General features: G+C 72.5%; 20 protein-coding genes and 1 tRNA gene. 15 read left to right on the top strand and 6 right to left on the bottom strand.

Features of this window, described 5'->3' with window-relative positions; translation table 11 throughout:
• Nucleotides 1–45 precede the first annotated feature (45 nt).
• The 3 genes from eda to zwf are packed head-to-tail and all read right to left on the bottom strand — an operon-like array spanning nucleotide 46 to nucleotide 4,044.
• Entirely contained in the window at nucleotides 46–684 is a 639-nt protein-coding gene (gene eda / locus E4622_RS14665; RefSeq protein WP_245156042.1) for a bifunctional 4-hydroxy-2-oxoglutarate aldolase/2-dehydro-3-deoxy-phosphogluconate aldolase, read from the bottom strand.
• Nucleotides 668–2,539 carry a phosphogluconate dehydratase gene (gene edd / locus E4622_RS14670; protein WP_134740974.1) on the bottom strand — a complete coding sequence of 624 codons (1,872 nt, stop codon included), beginning with the start codon at nucleotides 2,537–2,539 and terminating at the stop codon, nucleotides 668–670. The genes eda and edd overlap by 17 nt, the downstream gene beginning before the upstream one ends.
• Complete coding sequence (zwf, locus tag E4622_RS14675) at nucleotides 2,536–4,044, bottom strand: glucose-6-phosphate dehydrogenase (protein WP_245156043.1); 1,509 nt, start codon at nucleotides 4,042–4,044, stop codon at nucleotides 2,536–2,538. Before zwf ends, edd begins: the two co-directional genes overlap by 4 nt.
• Before the next feature lie 113 nt (nucleotides 4,045–4,157).
• Here zwf and E4622_RS14680 point away from each other — a divergent pair, with 113 nt between their 5' ends.
• Nucleotides 4,158–5,333, top strand: a complete 1,176-nt coding sequence (locus tag E4622_RS14680) for an ROK family protein (protein ID WP_134740976.1) — start codon at nucleotides 4,158–4,160, stop codon at nucleotides 5,331–5,333.
• A 65-nt stretch (nucleotides 5,334–5,398) separates the two neighbouring features.
• Here the strand turns inward: E4622_RS14680 and E4622_RS14685 are convergent, their stop codons facing one another.
• Nucleotides 5,399–6,193: an AraC family transcriptional regulator gene (locus E4622_RS14685; protein ID WP_134740977.1), complete on the bottom strand. Its 795-nt coding sequence runs from the start codon at nucleotides 6,191–6,193 to the stop codon at nucleotides 5,399–5,401.
• Between the two features lie 48 nt (nucleotides 6,194–6,241).
• Between E4622_RS14685 and E4622_RS14690 the strand changes: the two genes are divergently transcribed.
• From E4622_RS14690 to E4622_RS14755, 14 genes are all read left to right on the top strand, one after another.
• A complete protein-coding gene (locus tag E4622_RS14690) occupies nucleotides 6,242–6,682 on the top strand; it encodes a DUF2000 domain-containing protein (RefSeq protein WP_134740978.1) in 441 nt (146 codons plus the stop codon).
• 50 nt (nucleotides 6,683–6,732) lie between these two features.
• A complete protein-coding gene (locus E4622_RS14695) occupies nucleotides 6,733–7,782 on the top strand; it encodes a LacI family DNA-binding transcriptional regulator (protein ID WP_209021957.1) in 1,050 nt (349 codons plus the stop codon).
• Nucleotides 7,779–8,831, top strand: coding sequence for an aldose epimerase family protein (locus tag E4622_RS14700; RefSeq protein ID WP_134740979.1), 1,053 nt, complete (start codon nucleotides 7,779–7,781; stop codon nucleotides 8,829–8,831). Before E4622_RS14695 ends, E4622_RS14700 begins: the two co-directional genes overlap by 4 nt.
• 123 nt (nucleotides 8,832–8,954) lie before the next feature.
• Nucleotides 8,955–9,947, top strand: coding sequence for an ABC transporter substrate-binding protein (locus E4622_RS14705; RefSeq protein WP_134740980.1), 993 nt, complete (start codon nucleotides 8,955–8,957; stop codon nucleotides 9,945–9,947).
• A 72-nt stretch (nucleotides 9,948–10,019) separates the two neighbouring features.
• Nucleotides 10,020–11,600, top strand: coding sequence for a sugar ABC transporter ATP-binding protein (locus E4622_RS14710; protein ID WP_245156044.1), 1,581 nt, complete (start codon nucleotides 10,020–10,022; stop codon nucleotides 11,598–11,600).
• On the top strand, nucleotides 11,593–12,615 hold the full coding sequence (locus E4622_RS14715; protein ID WP_134740981.1) for an ABC transporter permease: 1,023 nt from the start codon (nucleotides 11,593–11,595) through the stop codon (nucleotides 12,613–12,615). The genes E4622_RS14710 and E4622_RS14715 overlap by 8 nt, the downstream gene beginning before the upstream one ends.
• On the top strand, nucleotides 12,612–13,622 hold the full coding sequence (yjfF, locus tag E4622_RS14720; RefSeq protein WP_134740982.1) for a galactofuranose ABC transporter, permease protein YjfF: 1,011 nt from the start codon (nucleotides 12,612–12,614) through the stop codon (nucleotides 13,620–13,622). Before E4622_RS14715 ends, yjfF begins: the two co-directional genes overlap by 4 nt.
• On the top strand, nucleotides 13,619–14,674 hold the full coding sequence (locus tag E4622_RS14725; protein ID WP_209021959.1) for a LacI family DNA-binding transcriptional regulator: 1,056 nt from the start codon (nucleotides 13,619–13,621) through the stop codon (nucleotides 14,672–14,674). The genes yjfF and E4622_RS14725 overlap by 4 nt, the downstream gene beginning before the upstream one ends.
• A 5-nt stretch (nucleotides 14,675–14,679) precedes the next feature.
• Nucleotides 14,680–16,365: a ribulokinase gene (araB, locus tag E4622_RS14730; RefSeq protein ID WP_134740983.1), complete on the top strand. Its 1,686-nt coding sequence runs from the start codon at nucleotides 14,680–14,682 to the stop codon at nucleotides 16,363–16,365.
• The gene (locus E4622_RS14735; RefSeq protein ID WP_134740984.1) at nucleotides 16,362–17,051 is read left to right on the top strand and encodes an L-ribulose-5-phosphate 4-epimerase; all 690 of its coding nucleotides are present in this window, start codon (nucleotides 16,362–16,364) and stop codon (nucleotides 17,049–17,051) included. The genes araB and E4622_RS14735 overlap by 4 nt, the downstream gene beginning before the upstream one ends.
• The gene (gene araA / locus E4622_RS14740) at nucleotides 17,048–18,559 is read left to right on the top strand and encodes an L-arabinose isomerase (protein WP_134740985.1); all 1,512 of its coding nucleotides are present in this window, start codon (nucleotides 17,048–17,050) and stop codon (nucleotides 18,557–18,559) included. The genes E4622_RS14735 and araA overlap by 4 nt, the downstream gene beginning before the upstream one ends.
• A gap of 75 nt (nucleotides 18,560–18,634) precedes the next feature.
• Nucleotides 18,635–19,117, top strand: a complete 483-nt coding sequence (locus E4622_RS14745; RefSeq protein ID WP_134740986.1) for a hypothetical protein — start codon at nucleotides 18,635–18,637, stop codon at nucleotides 19,115–19,117.
• Nucleotides 19,118–19,288: 171 nt separating this feature from the next.
• Nucleotides 19,289–19,375, top strand: a tRNA-Ser gene (locus tag E4622_RS14750).
• Nucleotides 19,376–19,530: 155 nt separating this feature from the next.
• On the top strand, nucleotides 19,531–20,232 hold the full coding sequence (locus tag E4622_RS14755) for a hypothetical protein (RefSeq protein ID WP_134740987.1): 702 nt from the start codon (nucleotides 19,531–19,533) through the stop codon (nucleotides 20,230–20,232).
• A gap of 117 nt (nucleotides 20,233–20,349) precedes the next feature.
• Here the strand turns inward: E4622_RS14755 and E4622_RS14760 are convergent, their stop codons facing one another.
• The gene (locus tag E4622_RS14760; protein ID WP_134740988.1) at nucleotides 20,350–21,060 is read right to left on the bottom strand and encodes a hypothetical protein; all 711 of its coding nucleotides are present in this window, start codon (nucleotides 21,058–21,060) and stop codon (nucleotides 20,350–20,352) included.
• The gene (locus E4622_RS14765; protein WP_167736098.1) at nucleotides 21,057–21,521 is read right to left on the bottom strand and encodes a sigma-70 family RNA polymerase sigma factor; all 465 of its coding nucleotides are present in this window, start codon (nucleotides 21,519–21,521) and stop codon (nucleotides 21,057–21,059) included. The genes E4622_RS14760 and E4622_RS14765 overlap by 4 nt, the downstream gene beginning before the upstream one ends.
• Nucleotide 21,522: the final 1 nt, after the last annotated feature.

Raw genomic sequence — 21,522 nt, forward strand, 5'->3', positions numbered from 1 at the left:
CCCTCTCACCCACGAATCTGTGAGGGACTATCCCGGCGGACAGGCTCAGCGGAGGTCGGCGGCCGCTCTCGCGAGCGACTCGACGCGGGCCCAGTCGCCGGCCTCGAGGACGGCGGGCGGGGTGAGCCAGGAGCCGCCGACGCAGCCGACGTTGGGCAGCGCCAGGTAGTCCGGCGCCGTGGTGGCGGTGATGCCGCCGGTGGGGCAGAAGCGCGCCGCGGGGACCGGGGAGGCCACCGACTTCAGGTACGCCGCCCCGCCGGACGCCTCCGCCGGGAAGAACTTCATCTGCGTGAAGCCGGCCTCGAGGACCGCCAGCGCCTCCGACACCGTCGAGGTGCCGGGCAGGAACGGCAGGCCGGTGTCGGCCATGGCCGCGAGCAGCGTCGGCGTGGAGCCGGGGGAGACCAGGAAGCGCGCGCCGGCGTCCTGGGCCTCCTTGGCCTGGCCGGGCGTGACGATGGTGCCGGCACCGACCAGGATCTCCGGCACGTCGTCGGCGATGGCGCGGATCGCGTCGAGCGCGACCGGCGTGCGCAGCGTGAGCTCGATGGCCGGCAGGCCGCCGGCGACCAGGGCGCGGGCCAGCGGGACGGCGTCCTCGAGGCGGTCGATGACGACGACCGGCAGCACCGGCACGACGTCGAGCAGCGATGTGGTCAGGGACTCAGGCAGGCTGGACAACGGGCACCTCCGTCTGGGGGAAGCCGTACGCCGGGAAGACGCTCGCGCCCGCGTCGGCGGGTCCGACCGTGGCGCGGAACGCCGAGAACAGCTCGCGACCGGTGCCGGCCCACTCCTCGCCCTCCGGCGCGCGGCCGGTGGGCACGCGCTGCTGCAGGGCGAAGACGTCGTCGACCAGCAGCTGACCGGTGAGGGCGTCGACCGTGATCAGGTCGCCGTCGCGCACCCGCGAGAGCGGACCGCCGAGCGCCGCCTCCGGCGTCACGTGGATGGCGGCCGGGACCTTGCCCGAGGCGCCGGACATCCGGCCGTCGGTGACGATGGCGACCTTCTGGCCGCGGTCCTGGAGCACGCCGAGGGCGGGCGTCAGCTTGTGCAGCTCGGGCATGCCGTTGGCGGCGGGGCCCTGGTAGCGGATCACGGCGATCAGGTCGATGCCGTCGAGTCGGCCGTCCTGGAAGGCCTCCAGGAACTCCGCCTGGTCGTCGAAGACCAGCGCCGGGGCGGTGACGACACGGTGCTCGGGCTTGACCGCGGAGGTCTTGATGACCGCGGTGCCCAGCGGGCCGGTGAGGACCTTGAGCCCGCCGTCGGCCGCGAACGGCTCGTCCGCGGGCCGCAGCACGTCGAGGTCGAGGCTGGCCTTGGGGCCCTCCTCCCACGTGAGGTCGTCGCCGCGCAGGACCGGCTCGGTCGTGTAGCGGCTCAGGCCGTGGCCCATGATCGTCTCGACGTCCTCGTGCATCAGCCCGTGCCGCAGCAGGGTGTGGATGAGGAAGCCGATGCCGCCGGCGGCGTGGAAGTGGTTCACGTCGGCGGAGCCGTTGGGGTAGATCCGCGCCAGCAGCGGCACGACGGCCGACAGGTCCGAGAGGTCCTGCCAGGTCAGGGCGATGCCCGCGGCGCGGGCGATCGCGACGAGGTGCAGCGTGTGGTTCGTGGAGCCGCCGCTGGCGAGCAGCGCGACGCAGGCGTTGACGATCGCCTTCTCGTCGACGACCTCGCCGATGGGGGTGGGCTCGCCGCCCTGGCGGGTGATCGCCACGGCGCGGGCCGCGGCGGCGCGGGTCAGCGCCTCGCGCAGCGGGGTGCCGGGGTTGACGAAGGAGGAGCCCGGCAGGTGCAGCCCGAGGACCTCCATCAGCAGCTGGTTGGAGTTGGCGGTGCCGTAGAAGGTGCACGTCCCGCGCGAGTGGTACGACGCCGCCTCGGCCTCGAGCAGCTCCTCGCGTCCGACCTTGCCCTCGGCGTGCAGCTGGCGCACGCGAGCCTTCTCGCCGTTCGGCAGGCCCGAGGCCATCGGCCCGGCCGGCACGAAGACGGTGGGCAGGTGGCCGAAGGACAGCGCGCCGATCAGCAGGCCAGGCACGATCTTGTCGCAGACGCCGAGCATCAGGGCGCCGTCGAACATGTCGTGGCTCAGCGCGATCGCCGCCGACATGGCGATCACGTCGCGGCTGTAGAGGGAGAGCTGCATGCCCGCGCGGCCCTGGGTGATCCCGTCGCACATCGCGGGCACGCCGCCGGCGACCTGGGCGATCCCGCCCGCGCGGATGGTGGCCTGCTTGAGGACCGGCGGGTACTCGCCGTAGGGCTGGTGGGCCGACAGCATGTCGTTGTAGCTGGTGACGATCGCCAGGTTGGGCTTGGTGCGCCCGCGCAGCGCGGTCTTCTCGGCCGGCTCGGACGCGGCGAAGCCGTGGGCGATGTTGGCGCAGCCGAGCTTGCCGCGGGCCGGGCCCTGGTCGGCGGCGGCACGGATGCGGGTGAGGTAGGCGCGGCGGCTGACGGCGCTGCGCGCGACGATGCGGGCGGTCACCTCCGCCACGACGGGGTTCGTGGGGGGTCGGCTCATTGGTCGGACTCCTGCCATTGTCGGCCGTCGCGCTCCATGAGCGTGGCGGCGGCGGTCGGCCCGCTGGTGCCGGCCGGGTAGCGCTTGGGGCGGTCGGGCGACGTCGCCCAGCGCCGGAGGATCGGCTCGACCCAGGTCCACGCGGCCTCGACCTCGTCGCGGCGCATGAAGAGGGTCGGGTTGCCGCGGATGACGTCCATCAGCAGCCGCTCGTAGGCGTCGGGGCTGCGCTGGGTGAACGTCGTCGCGTAGCTGAGGTCGAGCGAGACCGGCCGCAGCCGGATGCCGCCGGGGCCCGGCTCCTTGGCCGTCATGTGCAGGCGCATCCCCTCGTCGGGCTGGACCTGGATGTGCAGGCGGTTGGGCGAGGTCGCGCCCTCGCTGTGCGGGAACATCGCGTGCGGCGGCTCCTTGAAGACCACCACGATCTCCGACATCCGGCGGTCCATGCGCTTGCCGGTGCGCAGGTAGAACGGCACGCCGGCCCAGCGCCAGTTCTGCACCTCGGCGCGCACGGCGACGAAGGTCTCGGTGCCGCTGCCGGGGCGGCCGAGGTCCTCGGTGTACGACGCGGCAGGCACCCCGTCGACGAGCCCCTGGCCGTAGCGCCCGCGCACCGTGTCGCGGTCGACGTCCTCGGGTGTCATCGGCTTGAGCGCCTGCAGCACCTTGAGCTTCTCGTCGCGCACCGTCTCGCGACCGACGTACGTCGGCGGCTCCATGGCCACCAGGCACAGGAGCTGGAGCAGGTGGTTCTGGACCATGTCGCGCAGGGCGCCGGAGGTGTCGTAGTAGTCGCCGCGCTCGCCCACCCCGAGCGTCTCGGCCACGGTGATCTGCACGTGGTCGACCCAGCGGGAGTTCCACAGCGGCTCGAGGAAGGTGTTGGCGAAGCGCGTCACCAGGAGGTTCTGGACGCTCTCCTTGCCGAGGTAGTGGTCGATGCGGAAGATCTGCTGCTCGTCGAAGACCCGGCCCACGGCGTCGTTGATCGCCAGCGCGGACGCGAGGTCGCGCCCGACCGGCTTCTCGAGCACCACGCGCGAGGTCGGCTCGACGACGCCGGCGGCCTCGAGGCGCTCACAGGTCGGGCCGAAGAGCGCCGGCGCCACCGCGAGGTAGAAGACGCGCACGGCCTCGTCGCCGTCGTGGCCGCACGGGCGGTCCTTGAGCAGGTCGTGCAGCAGGTGCCAGCCCTCGGGCTCGTGGGAGTCCAGGGTCAGGTGGCGCACGCGGGCCAGCAGGCGGCGTACGGCGTCCTCGTCGAGCTCGTCGGCGACCACGTGGCGGTGCAGGGCGTCCTGCACCAGGTGGCGGTAGCCCTCGTCGTCGAGCTCGGAGCGGGAGACGCCGATGATGCGGGTCCCCTCAGGCAGCTGGCCCTCGAGCTCGCGCTGGTAGAGCGCCGGCAGGAGCTTGCGCAGCGCGAGGTCGCCGGTGCCCCCGAAGACGGTGAAGTCCGAGGTCGGGAGGCCGGGGGAGAGCTCGGTGGCAGGCAGGGTCACGACACCACGGTAAGGACACAAGGGTGCTTTCAACAAGCACAACTTAGGTATTTCTCGTACACAAGTCATCCACGACCCGGATCTGCGGGGGCTCAAGACCCTAGAATCGCGGCATGACCTCCGCCGGTGACGTGCTCGAGCTGGTGCGGTCGGGGCGGGCCAGCACCCGCTCCGAGCTGCGCCGGCTCACCGGGCTGTCGCGCACCGCCGTCGTCGCCCGGGTCTCGGCCCTGGCTGAGGCGGGCCTCCTGCTGGTGGGCGAGGAACTTGCCTCCACCGGTGGTCGCCCTCCCGGCAGCATCCTGTTCCACAAGGACGCCGGGGTGGTCCTGGCCGCCGCGATCGGACGCTCGCGCTCCCAGCTCGCGGTCTTCGACCTGATGGGCGACGAGCTCGGCTCGGCCTCGGTCGACCACGAGGTCGGCGCCGGCCCCGACGCGGTGATGCCGCCCGTGGCCGAGCACCTGTGCCGCCTGCTCGACGAGACGGCCGCCGCCCGCACCGTCCTCGCCGTCGGCGTGAGCCTGCCCGGCACCGTCGACCCGGTCCGCGGCGTCAGCGTCGACTCGCCCGTGATGGGCGGCTGGGACGGCGCCGACCTCGCGCCGTACCTCGAGGAGATCGGTGCCGCCCCGCTCTACGTCGGCAACGACGCCGACGTGCTCGCGCGCTCCGAGCGCCTCGGCCACGCCGCCCGCTTCCGCGACCTGCTCGTCGTCAAGGCCTCGACGGGTCTCGGGCTGGGCATCATCGCCGAGGGCCGGGTCGTGTCGGGACACCTCGGCGGCGCCGGCGAGATCGGCCACACCAAGGTCGACGCGGCCGAGGGCCGGCCCTGCCGCTGCGGCGACACCGGCTGCCTCGAGACGCTCGCCGGCGGGTGGGCGCTGGTCTCGCGGCTCAGCGAGTCGGGCCAGCCCGTCGACCACGTGCGCGACCTCGTGGCGTTGGCGCAGACCGGCGACCCCGAGGCCAAGCAGCTGCTGCGCGAGAGTGGCCGCCAGCTCGGCGAGGTGCTCGCCGTCGCGATCAACCTGCTCAACCCGCAGGCCGTCGTCCTCGGCGGCGACATGGCCGCCGCCTTCGACGTCTACGCCGCCGGCGTCCGCGAGAGCGTCTACGCCCGCGCCTCGGCCCTGGCCACCCGCGACCTGCAGTTCCTGCCGTCCACCTTCGGCGACCGCGCCGGCCTGGTCGGCTGCGCCTCCATGGCCCTCGACCAGGTCCTCAACCCCGCCGCCGTCGACGCCCGCCTCCTCGAGCGCCACGACGTACCCGCGACCACCTGAGGTCCGTCCGCCGGGATAGTCCCTAACAAATTCGTGGTCGAGGCGGCGTGCCGACCACGAATTCGTTAGGGACTATCCCGGGCGTACCTCCCCGGAGGGACGCCGAGGACGTGCTTGAAGTGGCGGGTGAGGTGGGACTGGTCGTGGAAGCCGACCTCGGCGGCGACCTGCGCGGCGGGCATCCCGTCGAGGAGCAGACGCCGGGCCGCGTCGACGCGGCGGCCCGTGAGGTAGCGGTGCGGGGAGATGCCCAGCTCGCGGCGGAAGGTGCGGACCAGGCGGGCCTCGGGGGCGCCGAGCGCCGCGGCCGCGGCGGCGAGCGTGACCCCCTCGACGACCGAGGCGTCCAGCAGCTCGCGCAGCCGTCCGGCCAGCGCGGCGTCGCTGCGCGACCTCTCGACCGGTACGCCGCGCAGCCGGCACGACAGCGACTCGACGACCAGCGCCAGCTGCGAGGTCGCCTCGAGCTCGTCGCCGGGGTGCCGCAGGGCGTGGTGAAGCGACCGCACGTGGCGCACCAGGGCAGGGTCGTCGCTGGTCGGCTCGTCCACGCTGCGGCCGGCGCCGGACTCGTCGAGCGTGCCGGCCTCCAGGTAGACCACGCGCTTGCGGAAGCCCTCCACCGTGGCGCCGCGGCCGTCGTGCGGCACGTGCGGCGGCAGCAGGGTCACCGACTCGCGGCGCGTGGCGTGCGCGCGGCCGCCGAGGTCGTAGAGCACGGTGCCGCTGTCGACGAGCAGCACCGTCCAGGTGTCGTGGGTGTGGGAGGGGTAGGCGTGGTGCGGGAAGTGCGCGTGCAGGACCTCCGCCACGCCGGGCACGGGCGGACGCCAGGCCCGGACGTCCGTGGTGGCCCCCATGTCACGAACGTACAAGACCCGCGTCGCGCCGACGGCCAGGATCGAGGCATGCACGACGCCCTCACCCCGCCCTTCGACACCAAGATCGCCGTCCTCGTCCGCGACGACCTCGCGGCCTGGCAGCGCCTCAACGTGACCGCCTTCCTCGCCAGCGGCATCACCGCCGCCTCGCCGCACCTCGTCGGCGACCCGTACGCCGACGCCGACGGCACGCCGTACCTCGCGATGCTCGGCATGCCGGTGCTCGTCTTCGCGGCGGACGCCGAGGTCCTGCGGGCCGCCCGCGAGCGCGCGCTGCGCCGGGAGCTGCCGGTGGCGGTCTACACCGCCGACATGTTCGCCACCGGCCACGACGAGGCCAACCGGGCCGCCGTCGCGGCCGTCGCCGGCGACGCCCTGGACCTGGTGGGGCTGGCGCTGCACGGGCCGAAGAACGCGGTCGACAAGGTGACCAAGGGCGCGCGGCTGCACCCCGCCACGATCGGCTGAGTGCCGGGCGCGGGTCGGGCGGTCGCCGCCGCGACGCCTAGCATGGCGCCATGTCCGGACCGCCCCGCGACCGCAACGGCGCGCACCGTTCGCCGAGCATGGCCGACGTCGCGGCGCAGGCGGGCGTCTCCCACCAGACGGTCTCGCGGGTGCTCAACAACTCCTCCGTTGTCAAGGACGCCACCCGCGCCCGGGTGCTGGCCGCCATCGAGGACATGGGCTACCGCCGCAACGCCGCCGCGCGGGTGCTGGCGACCAACCGCTCGGGACGCATCGGCATGATCTCCGCGCACCTGGCGCTGCACGGGCCGAGCATGATCGCGGTCGCCGTGCAGGAGGCCGGGCACGACGCCGGCTACGAGGTGTCCCTGGTCGGCCTCTCCGACTTCTCCGCCGACTCGCTGCGCGGCGCCGTCGACCGGCTGCTGGACCAGGCGGTCGAGGCGATCGTCGTGGCCGTGGCCCACCGCGAGGCGCTCGAGCGGACCCGCTCGCTGGACCTGCCCCTGCCGGTGGTCATCGTGCAGGGCGTCACCGCGGGCCAGCCGATGGCCGCCGGGATCGACCAGGAGCTCGGCGCGCGGCTGGCGACCGAGCACCTGCTCGACCTCGGCCACGAGCGCGTCGCGCAGGTCACCGGCCCGCTCGACTGGGTCGAGGCCGTCCAGCGGCGCAGCGGGTGGCAGCAGGCCCACGCCGACCGCGGGCTGCGGCCGGGGCCCGAGGTGTCCGGCGACTGGTCCTCGGCCAGCGGGTACGCCGCCGGCGACCGGATCGCCGCCGACCCCGGTGTCACCGCGGTGTTCGTCGCCAACGACGCCATGGCGCTCGGCGTGCTCCGCGCGCTGCACGAGCACGGCCGGCGGGTGCCCGAGGACGTGAGCGTCGTGGGCTTCGACGACGTCCCCGAGGCGGCGTACTTCTGGCCGGGCCTGACCACCGTGGCGCAGCAGTTCTCCGAGCTCGGCCGGCACGCCGTCGACCTCACCGTGCGGGCCCTCGGCGGCGAGCCGGGCGCCGCCGTCGCGCTGGTCCGCCCCCAGCTCGTCGTCCGGGCCTCGACCGGCCCGGCTCCCGCCCTCCCTACGATCAGGATGTGAACGTTCACATGGACCGCTTCAGCACGTGGGGCACGACCCCGTCGGGCGAGACCGTGCACCGGCTCGTCCTCGGGTCGGAGTCGGGGGCGGTGCTGCACCTGCTCACCCTCGGCGCGACCGTGCACCGGCTCGAGGTCGAGGCGGGCGGCCCCCGTCGCAACGTCGCGCTGGGCCACCGCGACCCGGCCGACTACCTGTCCTCCACCGACTACATCGGCGGCACCATCGGGCGCTACGCCAACCGCATCGCCCACGGGCGCGCCCCGCTCGACGGCCGCGAGCTCGTGCTGGGCACCCACGACCGCGGCCACCACCTGCACGGCGGACCCGACGGCTTCGACCGCCGGATGTGGGAGGTCGTCGAGCAGGACGACGACCGCGCGGTGCTCCGGCTGGAGAGCCCCGACGGCGACCAGGGCTTCCCGGGTGGCCTCACCACGCAGGCGACGTTCACCGTGACCGGAGACCGGGTGCGCCTCGACCTGGAGGCGACCACCGACGCCCCGACCCTGGTCAACCTGACCAGCCACGCCTACCTCAACCTCGACGGCGACGGAGCGGGCAGCATCGACCGGCACGAGCTGACGGTGCACGCCGAGCGCTACACGCCCGTCGACGCCGAGGGCATCCCGCTGGCCGACGAGCACGCGCCGGTGGCCGGCACGGCCTTCGACTTCCGCTCGCCCGCGGCCATCGGCCCGGCGGTCCGGCGCGACGAGGAGCAGGTGACCTGGGCGCGGGGGATCGACCACAACTACGTCCTCGACGGCGAGGGGTGGCGCGACGCGGCCGTGCTCGAGTCCCGCGCCTCGGGCACGCGGGCGGTGCTGCGCACCGACCAGCCCGGGCTGCAGGTCTACACCGGCAACTTCCTCGACGGCACCCGCCGCGACGCCGCCGGTGGCCTCTACCGCCAGGGCGACGGCGTCGCCCTGGAGCCGCAGCTGTTCCCCGACACCCCGCACCACCCCGCGTGGCCCTCGGCCGTGCTGCGTCCGGGCGAGACCTACCGCTCCGCGCTGGAGTGGGAGTTCACCGCGCTGAAGTGAGCGTTCACATTTTTCCGGGCGATCTGCCCGGAATCTCTTGACGCGGTCGAATGTTAGCGCTCACACTCACCACAGTGACACCGGTCACAAGGGCGCGACGCCCGTTGATCTGGAGGAATGACAGTGGGAAAGAAGACCCTGATCGCCGCGAGTGCGATCACGCTGAGCTCGATGATGCTCACCGCGTGCGGCAGTGACTCCGACTCCGCCGCAGGCAAGGACGACGGCTCGATCACGATGGGCTTCGCGCAGGTGGGCGCCGAGAGCGGCTGGCGCACGGCCAACACGAAGTCGGTCCAGGAGTCGGCCGAGGAGGCCGGCATCGACCTCAAGTTCTCCGACGCGCAGCAGAAGCAGGAGAACCAGATCAAGGCCATCCGCTCCTACATCCAGCAGAAGGTCGACGTGATCGCGTTCAGCCCGGTCGTCGAGACCGGCTGGGACGCGGTGCTGCAGGAGGCCAAGCGAGCGAAGATCCCGGTGATCCTGACCGACCGCGCCGTCGACTCCGAGGACACCTCGCTCTACGAGACCTTCCTCGGTTCCGACTTCATCCTCGAGGGCGAGAAGGCCGGCCAGTGGCTGGTCGAGAACGCTGCCGAGATGGACGTCGACGGCAACGGCGCGATCAACGTCGTCCAGCTCGAGGGCACCACCGGCGCCGCGCCGGCCCTCGACCGGGCCGAGGGCTTCGCGTCGGCGATCAAGGCGGAGGACACCGTCGAGGTCGTGGCGTCCCAGACCGGCGACTTCACCCGCGACGGCGGCAAGAAGGTGATGGAGACCTTCCTCGGCTCCGAGAAGGGCATCGACGTCGTCTTCGCCCACAACGACGACATGGGCCTGGGCGCCATCGAGGCGATCGAGGCCGCCGGCCTGGTGCCCGGCAAGGACATCAAGATCATCACCGTCGACGCGGTCAAGGACGGGATGGCGGCGCTGGCCGAGGGCAAGATCAGCTACATCGTCGAGTGCAACCCGCTGCTCGGTCCCCAGCTCATGGACCTGGCCAAGAAGGTCGTCGACGGCGAGGACGTGCCCGAGCGCGTCGTCACCGAGGAGAGCACCTTCACGCAGGAGCAGGCGGCCGACGTCCTGGCCGACCGCCAGTACTGAGCCCCTGCCCGTCGGGCCCGACCGGTTGTTGTCCCGGTCGGGCCCGACGCCGCACCGCACGAGAGGAACGAGATGACGCAGATGGACCTCCAGCCGCCCGACGTGGCCGAGCCCGCCGCGACCACGCCGGTCATCGAGATGCAGGACATCTCGATCACCTTCGGGGCGGTGCGCGCGCTCTCCGGCGTCGGGCTGCGGCTGTTCCCCGGCGAGGTGCACGCGCTCATGGGCGAGAACGGCGCCGGCAAGTCGACGATGATCAAGGCGCTCACCGGCGTCTACACGATCGACGGCGGGACGATCCGCGTCGGCGGCGAGGAGCAGCACTTCTCCTCCCCGGCGGCCGCGCAGGCGGCGGGCATCAGCACCGTCTACCAGGAGGTCAACCTGGTCCCCAACCTCACCGTCGCCGAGAACATGCTGCTCGGCCGGGAGCCCCGGCGCTTCGGCGGGATCCACGTCCGCGCGATGAACCGCCGGGCCCGCGAGACCCTCGACCGGCTCGGCATCGAGGTCGACCCCACCTCCACGCTGGGCGAGCACCCCATCGCCGTCCAGCAGCTCGTCGCCATCGCCCGCGCGGTCGACGTCGACGCGCGGGTCCTGATCCTCGACGAGCCCACCTCGAGCCTCGACGCCGACGAGGTCGCCAAGCTCTTCACGGTGATGCGCACGCTGCGCTCCCAGGGCGTCGCGATCGTCTTCGTCTCCCACTTCCTGGACCAGGTCTACGAGATCGCCGACCGGATGACGGTCCTGCGCAACGGCCGGCTCGTGGGCGAGCGCATGGTGGCGGACACCACGCAGCTCGAGCTGGTGCAGCTGATGATCGGCCGCGAGCTGGAGGTGCTCGAGCGGCTCGACCGCGAGGTGGCGGCCACCAGCGCCCGCGAGAGCGGGGCGCCGGTGATGAAGGCCCTGGGGCTCAGCCGCAAGGGCTCGCTGGAGGCCTTCGACCTCGAGCTGTACGACGGCGAGGTCGTCGGCATCGCCGGGCTGCTCGGCTCCGGGCGCACCGAGATGGCCCGCCTGCTGTTCGGCGCCGACACCGCCGACCACGGCGAGCTGCACATCCGCTCCGAGCGGCGCCGCCTGCGCAGCCCGCGCCACGCCATCGACCGCAAGGTCGCCTTCTCCAGCGAGAACCGCCGCGCCGAGGGCGTGATCGAGGACCTCTCCGTCGCCGACAACATGCTCCTGGCGCTGCAGGCCTCGCGCGGCTGGCTCCGCCCGATCCCCTCCGGCACCCGCCAGCGGCTGGTGACGGAGTACATCGAGACCCTCGACATCCGCCCGCCCGACCCCCAGGCCCTGATGCGCAACCTGTCCGGCGGCAACCAGCAGAAGGTGCTGCTCGCCCGGTGGCTCATCACCCAGCCCGAGGTGCTGATCCTGGACGAGCCCACCCGCGGCATCGACATCGGCGCCAAGGCCCAGATCCAGCAGCTCGTCGCCGAGCTCGCGCGCCGCGGCATGTCGGTCGTCTTCATCTCCGCCGAGCTCGAGGAGGTCCTACGCCTGAGCGACCGGCTCGTCGTGATGCGCGACCGCCGCAAGATCGCGGAGCGTCCCAACGACGACGTCAGCGTCGGCGACCTCCTCGAGATCATCGCCGGCGAGGCCCGCACCCAGCAGGAGGAGTCCCGTGCGTAAGGTCCTCGCCCACCAGCTCGTCTGGCCCGTCCTGGCCCTCGTCGTGCTGCTCGTCATCAACGTCGTGGCGACCCCGTCGTTCTTCGACGTCCGCATGCAGGACGGCCACCTGTTCGGCAGCCTCGTCGACGTCCTCCGCAACAGCGCGCCCGTGCTGCTGGTCGCCCTCGGGATGACCCTGGTGATCGCGACCCGCGGGATCGACCTCTCGGTCGGCGCGATCGCGGCCATCGCCGGCGCGGTCGCCTGCACCTACATCGTGGGCAGCGACGAGGGCGCCGCCGGCACCGCCATCGTGGCCTCCACGACGGCCCTGGGCGTCTGCGTCCTGCTGGGGCTGTGGAACGGCTTCCTCGTGGCGGTCCTCGGGATCCAGCCGATCATCGCCACCCTCGTGCTCATGGTGGCCGGCCGTGGCCTGGCGATGCTGGTCACGGACGGCCAGATCACCACGGTCAACAACGAGCTTTTCAGCGACCTGGCCTCGGGCTTCGTGCTCACCCTGCCGGTGGCCATGCTCGTGGCGCTCCTGGTCTTCGGGCTGACCGCGCTGGTCACCCGTCGTACGGCGCTCGGGATGCTGATCGAGGCGGTGGGCATCAACCCGGAGGCCAGCCGCCTGGCCGGCGTCCGCGCTTGCACGATCATCTGGACCGTCTACGTCTTCGCCGCCCTGTGCGCGGGGCTGGCGGGCCTGATCATCGCGGCCAACACCAACTCGGTGAACGCCAACAGCCTCGGGCTGTGGATCGAGCTCGACGCGATCCTGGCCGTCGTCATCGGCGGCACCTCCCTGGCCGGCGGCCGCTTCTCGCTGACCGGCACCCTGGTCGGCGCGCTGTTCATCACCACCCTCGAGAAGACCATCCCCAACATCGGCATCCCCTCGGAGGCCAACTACCTGTTCAAGGCGGTCGTGGTCGTCGCGGTGTGCCTGGTCCAGTCGCCCCAGGCCCGCGCCGCCCTGCGCGTACGCCGCCCGGCCCCCCTCGTCGCGAAGGCAGCCGTCTCATGAGCACCGCCACCGTCCCCGTCGCCGGCGTCTCCGCCTGGGACCGCGTCCGCGGCTTCCGCCCGCCCTCGCGCTACCTGCCCGTGCTGGCGACGTTCGCCCTCTTCGTCGGGCTCTTCGGCGTCGGCGGCCTGCGCTACGAGGGCTTCGCCGACCCGCAGGTCTTCCTGAGCCTGCTGCTCGACAACGCCTTCCTCATCGTCCTGGCCGTGGGCATGACGTTCGTGATCCTCACCGGCGGCATCGACCTGTCCGTGGGCTCCGTGGTGGCGCTGTCCACGATGATCGCGGCCAAGACGCTGGACATGGGCTGGTCGCCCTACCTCGCCATGGCCTCCGTCCTCGTCGTCGGCGCGGTGCTGGGCACCCTGATGGGGCTGCTCATCCACTACTTCGACATCCAGCCGTTCGTCGCGACGCTGGCCGGGATGTTCCTCGCCCGGGGCCTGACCTACCTGATCAGCGTCGAGTCGATCTCGATCAGCGACTCGACGTTCTCCCAGGTCGCGTTCTCCACCATCACCCTGCCCGGCGGCTACTACACGACGTGGACCGTCGTGGTCGCGCTGGTCGCCGTCGCGGTCGCCGCCTACGTGCTGGCCCGCACCCGGTTCGGTCGCACCGTCTACGCCATCGGCGGCAGCGAGAGCTCCGCGATGCTGATGGGGCTCCGCGTCGCCGCGGTCAAGGTCGGCGTCTACACGATCAGCGGGTTCTGCGCGGCCCTCGGCGGTCTGCTCTTCGCCTTCTACACACTGTCGGGCAACAGCCTGCACGCCGTCGGCATGGAGCTCGACGCGATCGCCGCGGTGGTCATCGGCGGGACACTGCTGACCGGAGGGCGCGGCCTGGTCGTGGGGTCGATGCTCGGCGTCCTGGTGCTGGGCACGATCCAGACCTTCATCTCCTTCGACGGCACCCTGAGCTCGTGGTGGACCAGGATCACGATCGGCCTGCTGGTGCTGGTGTTCGTCGTGATCCAGCGGGTCATGACGCGGCGGCAGTCGTGACGACGTCGGCTCCGGCCGGGCCGCCGGCCCGGCCCGCCGCCGCGCGCGTCCCGGTGATGGCCGACGTGGCCCGGCTGGCCGGGGTCTCGCACCAGACGGTCTCTCGCGTGGTCAACGGCCAGAGCAACCTGCGCCCGGCGACCCGCGAGCGCGTCGAGGAGGCCATCCGCCAGCTCGGCTACCGCCCCAACACCGCGGCCCGCGCGCTCGTGACCCGCCGCTCCGCGACCATCGGCGTCATCGGCTCCAAGAGCGGCTACTGGGGACCCAGCACGGTGCACCGCACCATCCAGGCGGCCGGCCGCGAGGCCGGCTACTTCGTCAGCTCGGTCAACCTGCCCAACCACACGCGCGCCTCGCTGACCGACGCCATCGACCACCTGCGCGACCACGCCGTCGAGGGCATCGTGCTCATCGCGGCCAACGACGACGCCCTGGAGGTGGCCCGGGCCCAGGAGGCCGGCGGCACGCCGGTCGTCGTGGTGGAGGGCGACCCCGACCGGGCGCGCTGGACGGTCGGCGTCGACCAGGTCGCGGGCGCCGAGCTCGGCACCCGCCACCTCGTCGACCTCGGCCACGAGGACATCGCCCACCTCGCCGGCCCCCAGGAGTGGACCGAGGCCCGGGCCCGCCTGCTGGGCTTCCAGACCGCGATGTACGCCGCCGGGCTGCGGCCCTCGCGCCACCTGGTCGGCGACTGGTCGGCCCGCAGCGGCTACGAGGCCGGCCGCGAGATCGCGGAGCGAGCCGACGTGACCGCCGTCTTCTGCGCCAACGACCAGATGGCCCTCGGCCTGCTGCGCGCGCTGTCGGAGGCCGGGCGCTCGGTGCCGGGCGACGTGAGCGTCGTCGGTTTCGACGACATCCCCGAGGCGGCGTACCTGATCCCGCCGCTGACCACCGTCCGCCAGGACTTCACCGCCGTCGGCCGCCGCGCCATCGAGATCCTGCGCGGCGCCATCGCGCACGACCCCGACCGCCCCGAGCCGGCCCGCCTGATCCGCCCCGAGCTGGTCGTCCGCGCCAGCTCCGCCACCCCGCGCAGGAAGTAGGAGAGATGACCGAGCAGCAGTACGTCGTGGGGGTCGACTTCGGCACCCTCTCGGGCCGCGCCCTCGTGGTGCGCGTGTCCGACGGCGCCGAGGTCGGCACCGCGACGCACGCCTACCCGCACGCGGTGCTGGAGGACAGCCTGCCGGGGGCGACGCGCCGGCTGCCCCCGGAGTGGGCCCTCCAGGTCCCGGAGGACTACCGCGAGGTGCTCCGCACGGCGGTGCCCGCGGCCGTGGCGAGCGCCGGGATCGACCCGACCGACGTCGTCGGGATCGCCACCGACTTCACCGCCTGCACGATGGTGCCGACGCTCGCCGACGGCACCCCGCTCTGCGAGCTCGACGGGCTGGCTGACCGGCCGCACGCCTACGCGAAGCTGTGGAAGCACCACGCCGCGCAGGGCCAGGCCGACCGGATCAACCGGCTCGCCGAGGCCCGGGGCGAGGCCTGGCTGCCGCGCTACGGCGGCCTGATCTCCTCCGAGTGGGAGCTGGCCAAGGGCCTGCAGCTCTTCGAGGAGGACCGCGAGCTCTACGACCGCACCGAGCGCTGGGTGGAGGCCGCCGACTGGATCGTCTGGCAGCTGTGCGGCGCCTACGTCCGCAACGCCTGCTCGGCCGGCTACAAGGGCAACCTCCAACGCCTCGACGGCGACGCTGCCAGCTACCCCTCCCCGGGGTTCCTCGGCGCGCTCGCTCCTGGCTTCGAGGGCTTCGTCGCCGACAAGGTCGACCAGCCGATCGGCCGGCTCGGCGACCGCGCGGGCTCGTTGACCGCTCAGGCCGCCGCGTGGACCGGGCTGCCCGAGGGCATCGCGGTCGCCGTCGGCAACGTGGACGCCCACGTGACCGCACCGGCGGCCCAGGCCGTGGGACCCGGCCAGATGGTCGCGATCATGGGCACCTCGACCTGCCACGTGATGAGCTCCGAGGAGCTGCGCGAGGTGCCCGGCATGTGCGGGGTCGTCGACGGCGGGATCGTCGCCGGGTCCTGGGGCTACGAGGCCGGCCAGAGCGGGGTCGGCGACATCTTCGGCTGGTTCGTGCAGCACGGCGTGCCGCCGGCGTACGCCGACGCGGCTGCCGCCGCGGGGGAGTCGCTGCACGAGCACCTCACCCGGCTCGCGTCGCAGCAGGAGATCGGCGAGCACGGGCTGGTGGCCCTCGACTGGCACTCCGGCAACCGCTCGGTGCTGGTCGACCACGAGCTCTCGGGCCTCGTGGTCGGCCTCACCCTGGCCACGAGACCGGAGGACACCTACCGGGCCCTGCTGGAGGCGACCGCGTTCGGGACCCGGGTGATCGTCGAGACGTTCCGCGACAGCGGGATCCCCGTCGAGGGGCTCACCGTCGCCGGCGGCCTGGCCCGCAACGCGCTGCTCATGCAGGTCTACGCCGACGTCACGCGGCTCCCGCTCTCCATCCTCGACTCCGACCAGGGCCCGGCGCTGGGGGCCGCGATCCACGCGGCCGTGGCGGCCGGCTGCTACCCCGACGTCCCGACCGCGGCCACGTCGATGGGGAAGGTCCGCCACGACGTCCACCTCCCGGACGAGGCGCGGGCGCAGGCCTACGACCGGCTGTTCGAGATCTACCTCGAGCTGCACGACCACTTCGGTCGCGAGCAGCCCACGATGCGCCGGCTGAAGGCGCTGCGGCGCGAGGCCGTCGCGCGAAGGGAGTCCCGATGACCGTCACCGCCGACGTCCGCGACACGGTGGTGGCGCTGCGCCGCGAGGTGTGCGCCCTCCACGAGCAGCTGACCCGCTACGCGCTGGTGGTGTGGACCGCCGGCAACGTCTCGGCGCGGGTGCCCGGGCACGACCTGCTGGTCATCAAGCCCAGCGGCGTCTCCTACGACGACCTGACGCCCGACAACATGGTCGTCTGCGACCTGAGGGGCCGGGTGGTCGAGGGCGAGCACGCGCCGTCGTCCGACACCGAGGCCCAGGCCTACGTCTACCGCGAGCTGCCCGAGGTCGGCGGCGTGGTGCACACGCACTCGACGTACGCCACGGCGTGGGCGGCGCGCGGCGAGCCGGTGCCGTGCGTGCTCACGATGGGCGCCGACGAGTTCGGCGGGGAGATCCCGGTGGGCCCGTTCGCCGTCATCGGCGACGACTCCATCGGCCGCGGGATCGTCGACACCCTGCGCGGCAGCCGCTCGCCGGCGGTGCTCATGCGCAACCACGGCGTCTTCACCATCGGAGCGACCGCGAGGGCCGCCGTGAAGGCGGCGGTGATGTGCGAGGACGTCGCCCGCACGGTGCACGTCTCGCGCCAGCTCGGCACCCCGCTCCCCATCGCCCAGGCCGACGTCGACTCGCTCTTCGACCGCTACCAGCACGTCTACGGACAGCAGAAGGACCCACGATGACCACGACCACCACGCCCCTCCCCGAGGTCTGGTTCCTCACCGGCAGCCAGGGCCTCTACGGTCCCGAGACGCTGGACCAGGTCGCCGCCCAGTCGCAGGGGATCGTCGAGCGGCTCGGCGCCGCCGGCGAGCTCCCGACCACCGTCGTCTGGAAGCCGGTGCTCACCGACGCCGCGTCCATCCACCGCCAGATGCTGGACGCCAACAGCGCCCCGCAGTGCGTCGGCGTCATCGCCTGGATGCACACGTTCTCGCCGGCCAAGATGTGGATCGCCGGGCTCGACGCCCTGCAGAAGCCGCTGCTGCACCTGCACACCCAGGCCGGCATGGCGCTGCCGTGGTCGACCATCGACATGGACTTCATGAACCTCAACCAGGCCGCCCACGGCGACCGGGAGTTCGGCTACATCCAGTCCCGCCTCGGCATCGCCCGCAAGACGGTCGCGGGGCACGTCGAGTCGCCGGCGGTCACGCGGCGCATCGCCCACTGGGCCCGCGCCGCCGTGGGCCGGCACGAGACGCGCACCCTGCGGCTGGTCCGCTTCGGCGACAACATGCGCGACGTCGCCGTCACCGAGGGCGACAAGGTCGAGGCCCAGCGCCGCTTCGGGGTCTCGGTCAACACCTACGGCGTCAACGACCTCGTCGCGGTCGTCGACCAGGTCGCCGACACCGACATCGACAAGCTCGTCACCGAGTACGCCGACACCTACCGCGTCGCCCCCGAGCTCCTGCCCTCCGGGGAGCGCCACGACTCGCTGCGCTACGGCGCCCGGGTCGAGCTGGGCCTGCGCGCCTTCCTCGGCGAGGGCGGGTTCGGCGCCTTCACCACCAACTTCGAGGACCTGGGCGGGCTGCGCCAGCTGCCGGGGCTGGCCGTGCAGCGGCTGATGGCCGACGGCTACGGCTTCGGCGGCGAGGGCGACTGGAAGACGTCGGTGCTGCTGCGCGCCACCAAGGTGATGGCCTCGGGGCTGCCCGGCGGCACGTCGTTCATGGAGGACTACACCTACCACCTGGTCCCGGGCGAGGAGAAGATCCTCGGCGCCCACATGCTCGAGGTCTGCCCGAGCATCACCAGCGAGCGTCCGTCGCTGGAGGTCCACCCGCTCTCGATCGGCGGCCGCGAGGACCCCGTGCGGCTGCGCTTCACCGGCGACGCCGGCCCCGCCGTGGTCGCAGGCCTCGCCGACCTCGGCGACCGGCTCCGCCTGACCGTCAACGAGATCGACTGCGTCGAGCCCGACGAGGACCTGCCGCGGCTGCCCGTGGCCTGCGCGGTCTGGAAGCCGCGCCCGTCGCTGTCGACGTCGGCGGAGTCGTGGCTGATGGCCGGCGCCCCCCACCACACCGTGCTCTCGCAGGCCGTGGGCGTCGAGATCCTCGAGGACTTCGCGGAGATGACCGGGGTCGAGATGGTCACCATCGACGCCGACACCACGCCCCGGTCCTTCCAGCGCGAGCTGCGCTGGAACGCCGCCTACCACCGCCTGGCCCAGGGCCTCTGACGCGTCGGTCGCCGCGGCTCGATTAAGCCGAATCACGCACGCGCCGGGGCGACCGGCCGCACTAGCGTCCGGCGCATGACCCCTCCCCGGCCCCGGCCGCTCCCTGCCGCCGCCCTCGCGCTCGCGCTGGCCCTGGGCCTCGGCGCGTGCTCCGGCGACGACGAGCCGGCGGAGACCTCCTCACCGTCGGCGGACGCGGGCTCCACCCCCGAGGAGTCCGCGCCGCCTGCGGAGGAGCCGGCCGAGGAGCCGGCCGAGGAGCCGGGGGAAGGCGCTCCGGCAGGCGGGGTCGTGTTCGTCGACAACGTGGCCGCGCCCGCCGCGACGGTCACCGTCAGCGACGCCGGCTTCGAGCCCGCCGAGACCTCGGTGGCCGTCGGCGACATCGTCGCGTTCACGACGGGCGGGGGCGAGGGCATCTTCGGTGTCATCGTCGGCGACCTGGACGGCTACACCGTCACGACCGGCCTCGACGAGTCCTTCCGCTTCGACGAGCCCGGCACCTACGAGGTCCGCGAGGACATCTCCGGCAACACCGCCACCGTCACCGTCGAGTAGCGCAGTCCGCTGCGGTCGTTTCGTTCCTGCCTGTCGGGATAGTCCCTCACATCCGCGTCGCGACACACCGTGAAGAGCGACGCGGTTGTAGGGACTACCCGGCCAGACAGCTCAGGGGCGGGGGTCACCCAGATTTCACCGACCCCGACGCGCTCCGGTAACCTTCCCCGCGGTGGCGTGTCCGAGCGGCCTAAGGAGAACGCCTCGAAAGCGTTTGTCGGTGCAAGCCGACCGAGGGTTCAAATCCCTCCGCCACCGCCGATGAGAGTGGCCCCCGACCGTTCCGGTGTCGGGGGTCTCTTTCGTCTTCAGTGTCCGAGGGCGTTGCCTCCCGCTGGGCCCGAGCGCATACTCCACCCCACGCGCAACGCCTCTCGGAAGGTACGTCGATGCCCCGTCACGGACGAGTCCTCATGCTGTTGCTCGCGCTGGTGACGGCCGTGCTGGTCGCGGTCCCCGCGAGCCCGGCCAGCGCCGACACCGAGAAGTCGAAGTACTTCAAGGAGGGCTACTCGACCTCCGGGACCATCCGTCTGCACAGTCCCAGCATCTGCATCAAGTGGACGGTGAACGGCGTCAAGGACTATCTCGCCGTCTACAACCACCGCGACCCGGCCTCGACGAGCGACACCTACACCTACCTGGTCTCCATGAAGCTGCGCTACAACAGTCTCCGGCTGGCCGGCTTCAAGCCCGACGGTGCCTCGTGCCCCAACAAGGTGCGCAAGGCCTGGTCGCAGATCAGCATCGAGGCGCATACGCGCGGGTACAAGTGCAGCTTCAACCCCTCGGTCAGCAGCTTCATCGGCTTCCCGGCGAGCTTCGACCTGGGGCTGGAGATCTGGCCCAGCTGTGACACGAAGGCCAAGACCTTCCTCAAGTTCAGCTCAGAGACGAAGCGCCGCGCGGCTCTGCTGCGCAACGACGACGCGGTGCTCTCCTACGTCGGCCAGGAGCGCACCTTCCTGAAGCCGAACAAGAAGATCGCCTGGAAGTGCTACGGCGTGAACTTCGGCTTCCAGATCACGGTGGGCAATACGACGAACAGCGCGAAGTCCCGGTCGTCCCGGGTCCGGATCTGCCCCAACTGGCGGGGGAGCGTCGCGGGTTGGTGAGGTGGGCGCCCGCACCACCTCGGCCAAGGTGACGAGCACGCCCACTCCCTGTGACCCGCGCATCCCTGACCCGAGTCGGCTGGCCGACTCCCGGCCAGAGGGGCGACGCGGTGGGGGTCACTCGTCCCGAGGCACCCGGTGCGTCTCCGCCGACCCCGGGACCACCTGGCCGTCGATGAGGAGCTCGGAGGTGTACTCGCGCAGGTCTCGTGGGATCTCGAAGGGGGCGAACCCCGCGCCGTCGACCGGGTAGACAGCCAACGTCTCGGAGTAGTCGTCGGCCGTGATGCGCACCCCGGTGACGTCCGGGTGGACGGCGTAGACCCAGACGAAGGAGTCGCCGACCGCGACGCCGGAGTCCGTGTAGAGCGCCGGCCGCGCGAGGTAGCGCGTGGGGTCGATGCGGTGGCCGCACGGGAGGCCGATGGTGTCGCCGTACTCGTAGAGCGTGGTGTTCCACTCGCTGCCGAGCAGGTTCTCCCGCTCCTCGATCAGCTCGACGCCGGTGAGCGGCTCCCCGCAGCTGGTACGAGTGGTCTCGGCGAGCAGGTAGCGGCTCCCGTCCACGCTGCCCGACATCACGACCTGCTCGGGCGGGATGGTGTCGACGTACTCCGGTCCCTGCCGGACGACCGCTGCCGCAGCGAGCGTCACGGGGACGGCGACGGCGACGATGCCGAGGCCGATCCATCGCCCGCGGTGCGACCTCCGCACGACCGGGGCTCGCCCGGCACCGAAGGCCTGATCCTCGGTGACCGTGCCGGCCACCGTGCGGAGCGTGCGCCGCAGTCGCTGCTCGACGAGGTCGGGATCCAGGAGCGTGTTCATGAGAGTGCCCTTCGGAGGTGGTCCAGAGCCCGGCGGTGGTCGGAGCGCACGGTGGCGGCCGGGCGCCCCAGGACGGCAGCGACCTCGGTCAGGGGCAGGTCCTCGTAGTAGTGCAGTACGACGACGGCGCGCTGCGTCCACGAGAGCCGGGCGAGCTCGGCCCAGGTCTCGTCGATCTCGGGCGGCAGGTCCACGGCGGGGCGTTCGGGTGGCCGCGCCAACAGACGGAAGCGCCGACGCTGTCCGTCCTTGACCTGGTTGACGACCGCGCGCTTGAGGTACGGCAGGGGGTCCCGCACCTGGTCCCACCGCTCGTGGGCCGAGGCGAACACCGCCTGGACGGCGTCCTCGCTCGCGTCGTGGGAGCCGCACATCAGGTAGGCCAGACGCAGCAGCGTGAGCCGGTGCTGGCGGTACGTCTCCTCCAGGTCGGGGCCCGGGTCCTGCGCGGATGTCGTCATC

The organism is Nocardioides sp. 503 (genome assembly GCF_004522095.1).
GTDB lineage: Bacteria > Actinomycetota > Actinomycetes > Propionibacteriales > Nocardioidaceae > Nocardioides.

Excerpts from the sequence above, each read along its gene's own strand:
- edd (WP_134740974.1), bottom strand. The coding sequence starts at position 2,539 with ATGAGCCGACCCCCCACGAACCCCGTCGTGGCGGAGGTGACCGCCCGC.
- E4622_RS14680 (WP_134740976.1), top strand. The coding sequence starts at position 4,158 with ATGACCTCCGCCGGTGACGTGCTCGAGCTGGTGCGGTCGGGGCGGGCC.
- E4622_RS14685 (WP_134740977.1), bottom strand. The coding sequence starts at position 6,193 with ATGGGGGCCACCACGGACGTCCGGGCCTGGCGTCCGCCCGTGCCCGGC.
- E4622_RS14690 (WP_134740978.1), top strand. The coding sequence starts at position 6,242 with ATGCACGACGCCCTCACCCCGCCCTTCGACACCAAGATCGCCGTCCTC.
- E4622_RS14695 (WP_209021957.1), top strand. The coding sequence starts at position 6,733 with ATGTCCGGACCGCCCCGCGACCGCAACGGCGCGCACCGTTCGCCGAGC.
- E4622_RS14710 (WP_245156044.1), top strand. The coding sequence starts at position 10,020 with ATGACGCAGATGGACCTCCAGCCGCCCGACGTGGCCGAGCCCGCCGCG.
- yjfF (WP_134740982.1), top strand. The coding sequence starts at position 12,612 with ATGAGCACCGCCACCGTCCCCGTCGCCGGCGTCTCCGCCTGGGACCGC.
- araB (WP_134740983.1), top strand. The coding sequence starts at position 14,680 with ATGACCGAGCAGCAGTACGTCGTGGGGGTCGACTTCGGCACCCTCTCG.
- E4622_RS14735 (WP_134740984.1), top strand. The coding sequence starts at position 16,362 with ATGACCGTCACCGCCGACGTCCGCGACACGGTGGTGGCGCTGCGCCGC.
- araA (WP_134740985.1), top strand. The coding sequence starts at position 17,048 with ATGACCACGACCACCACGCCCCTCCCCGAGGTCTGGTTCCTCACCGGC.
- E4622_RS14745 (WP_134740986.1), top strand. The coding sequence starts at position 18,635 with ATGACCCCTCCCCGGCCCCGGCCGCTCCCTGCCGCCGCCCTCGCGCTC.
- E4622_RS14755 (WP_134740987.1), top strand. The coding sequence starts at position 19,531 with ATGCTGTTGCTCGCGCTGGTGACGGCCGTGCTGGTCGCGGTCCCCGCG.
- E4622_RS14760 (WP_134740988.1), bottom strand. The coding sequence starts at position 21,060 with ATGAACACGCTCCTGGATCCCGACCTCGTCGAGCAGCGACTGCGGCGC.
- E4622_RS14765 (WP_167736098.1), bottom strand. The coding sequence starts at position 21,521 with ATGACGACATCCGCGCAGGACCCGGGCCCCGACCTGGAGGAGACGTAC.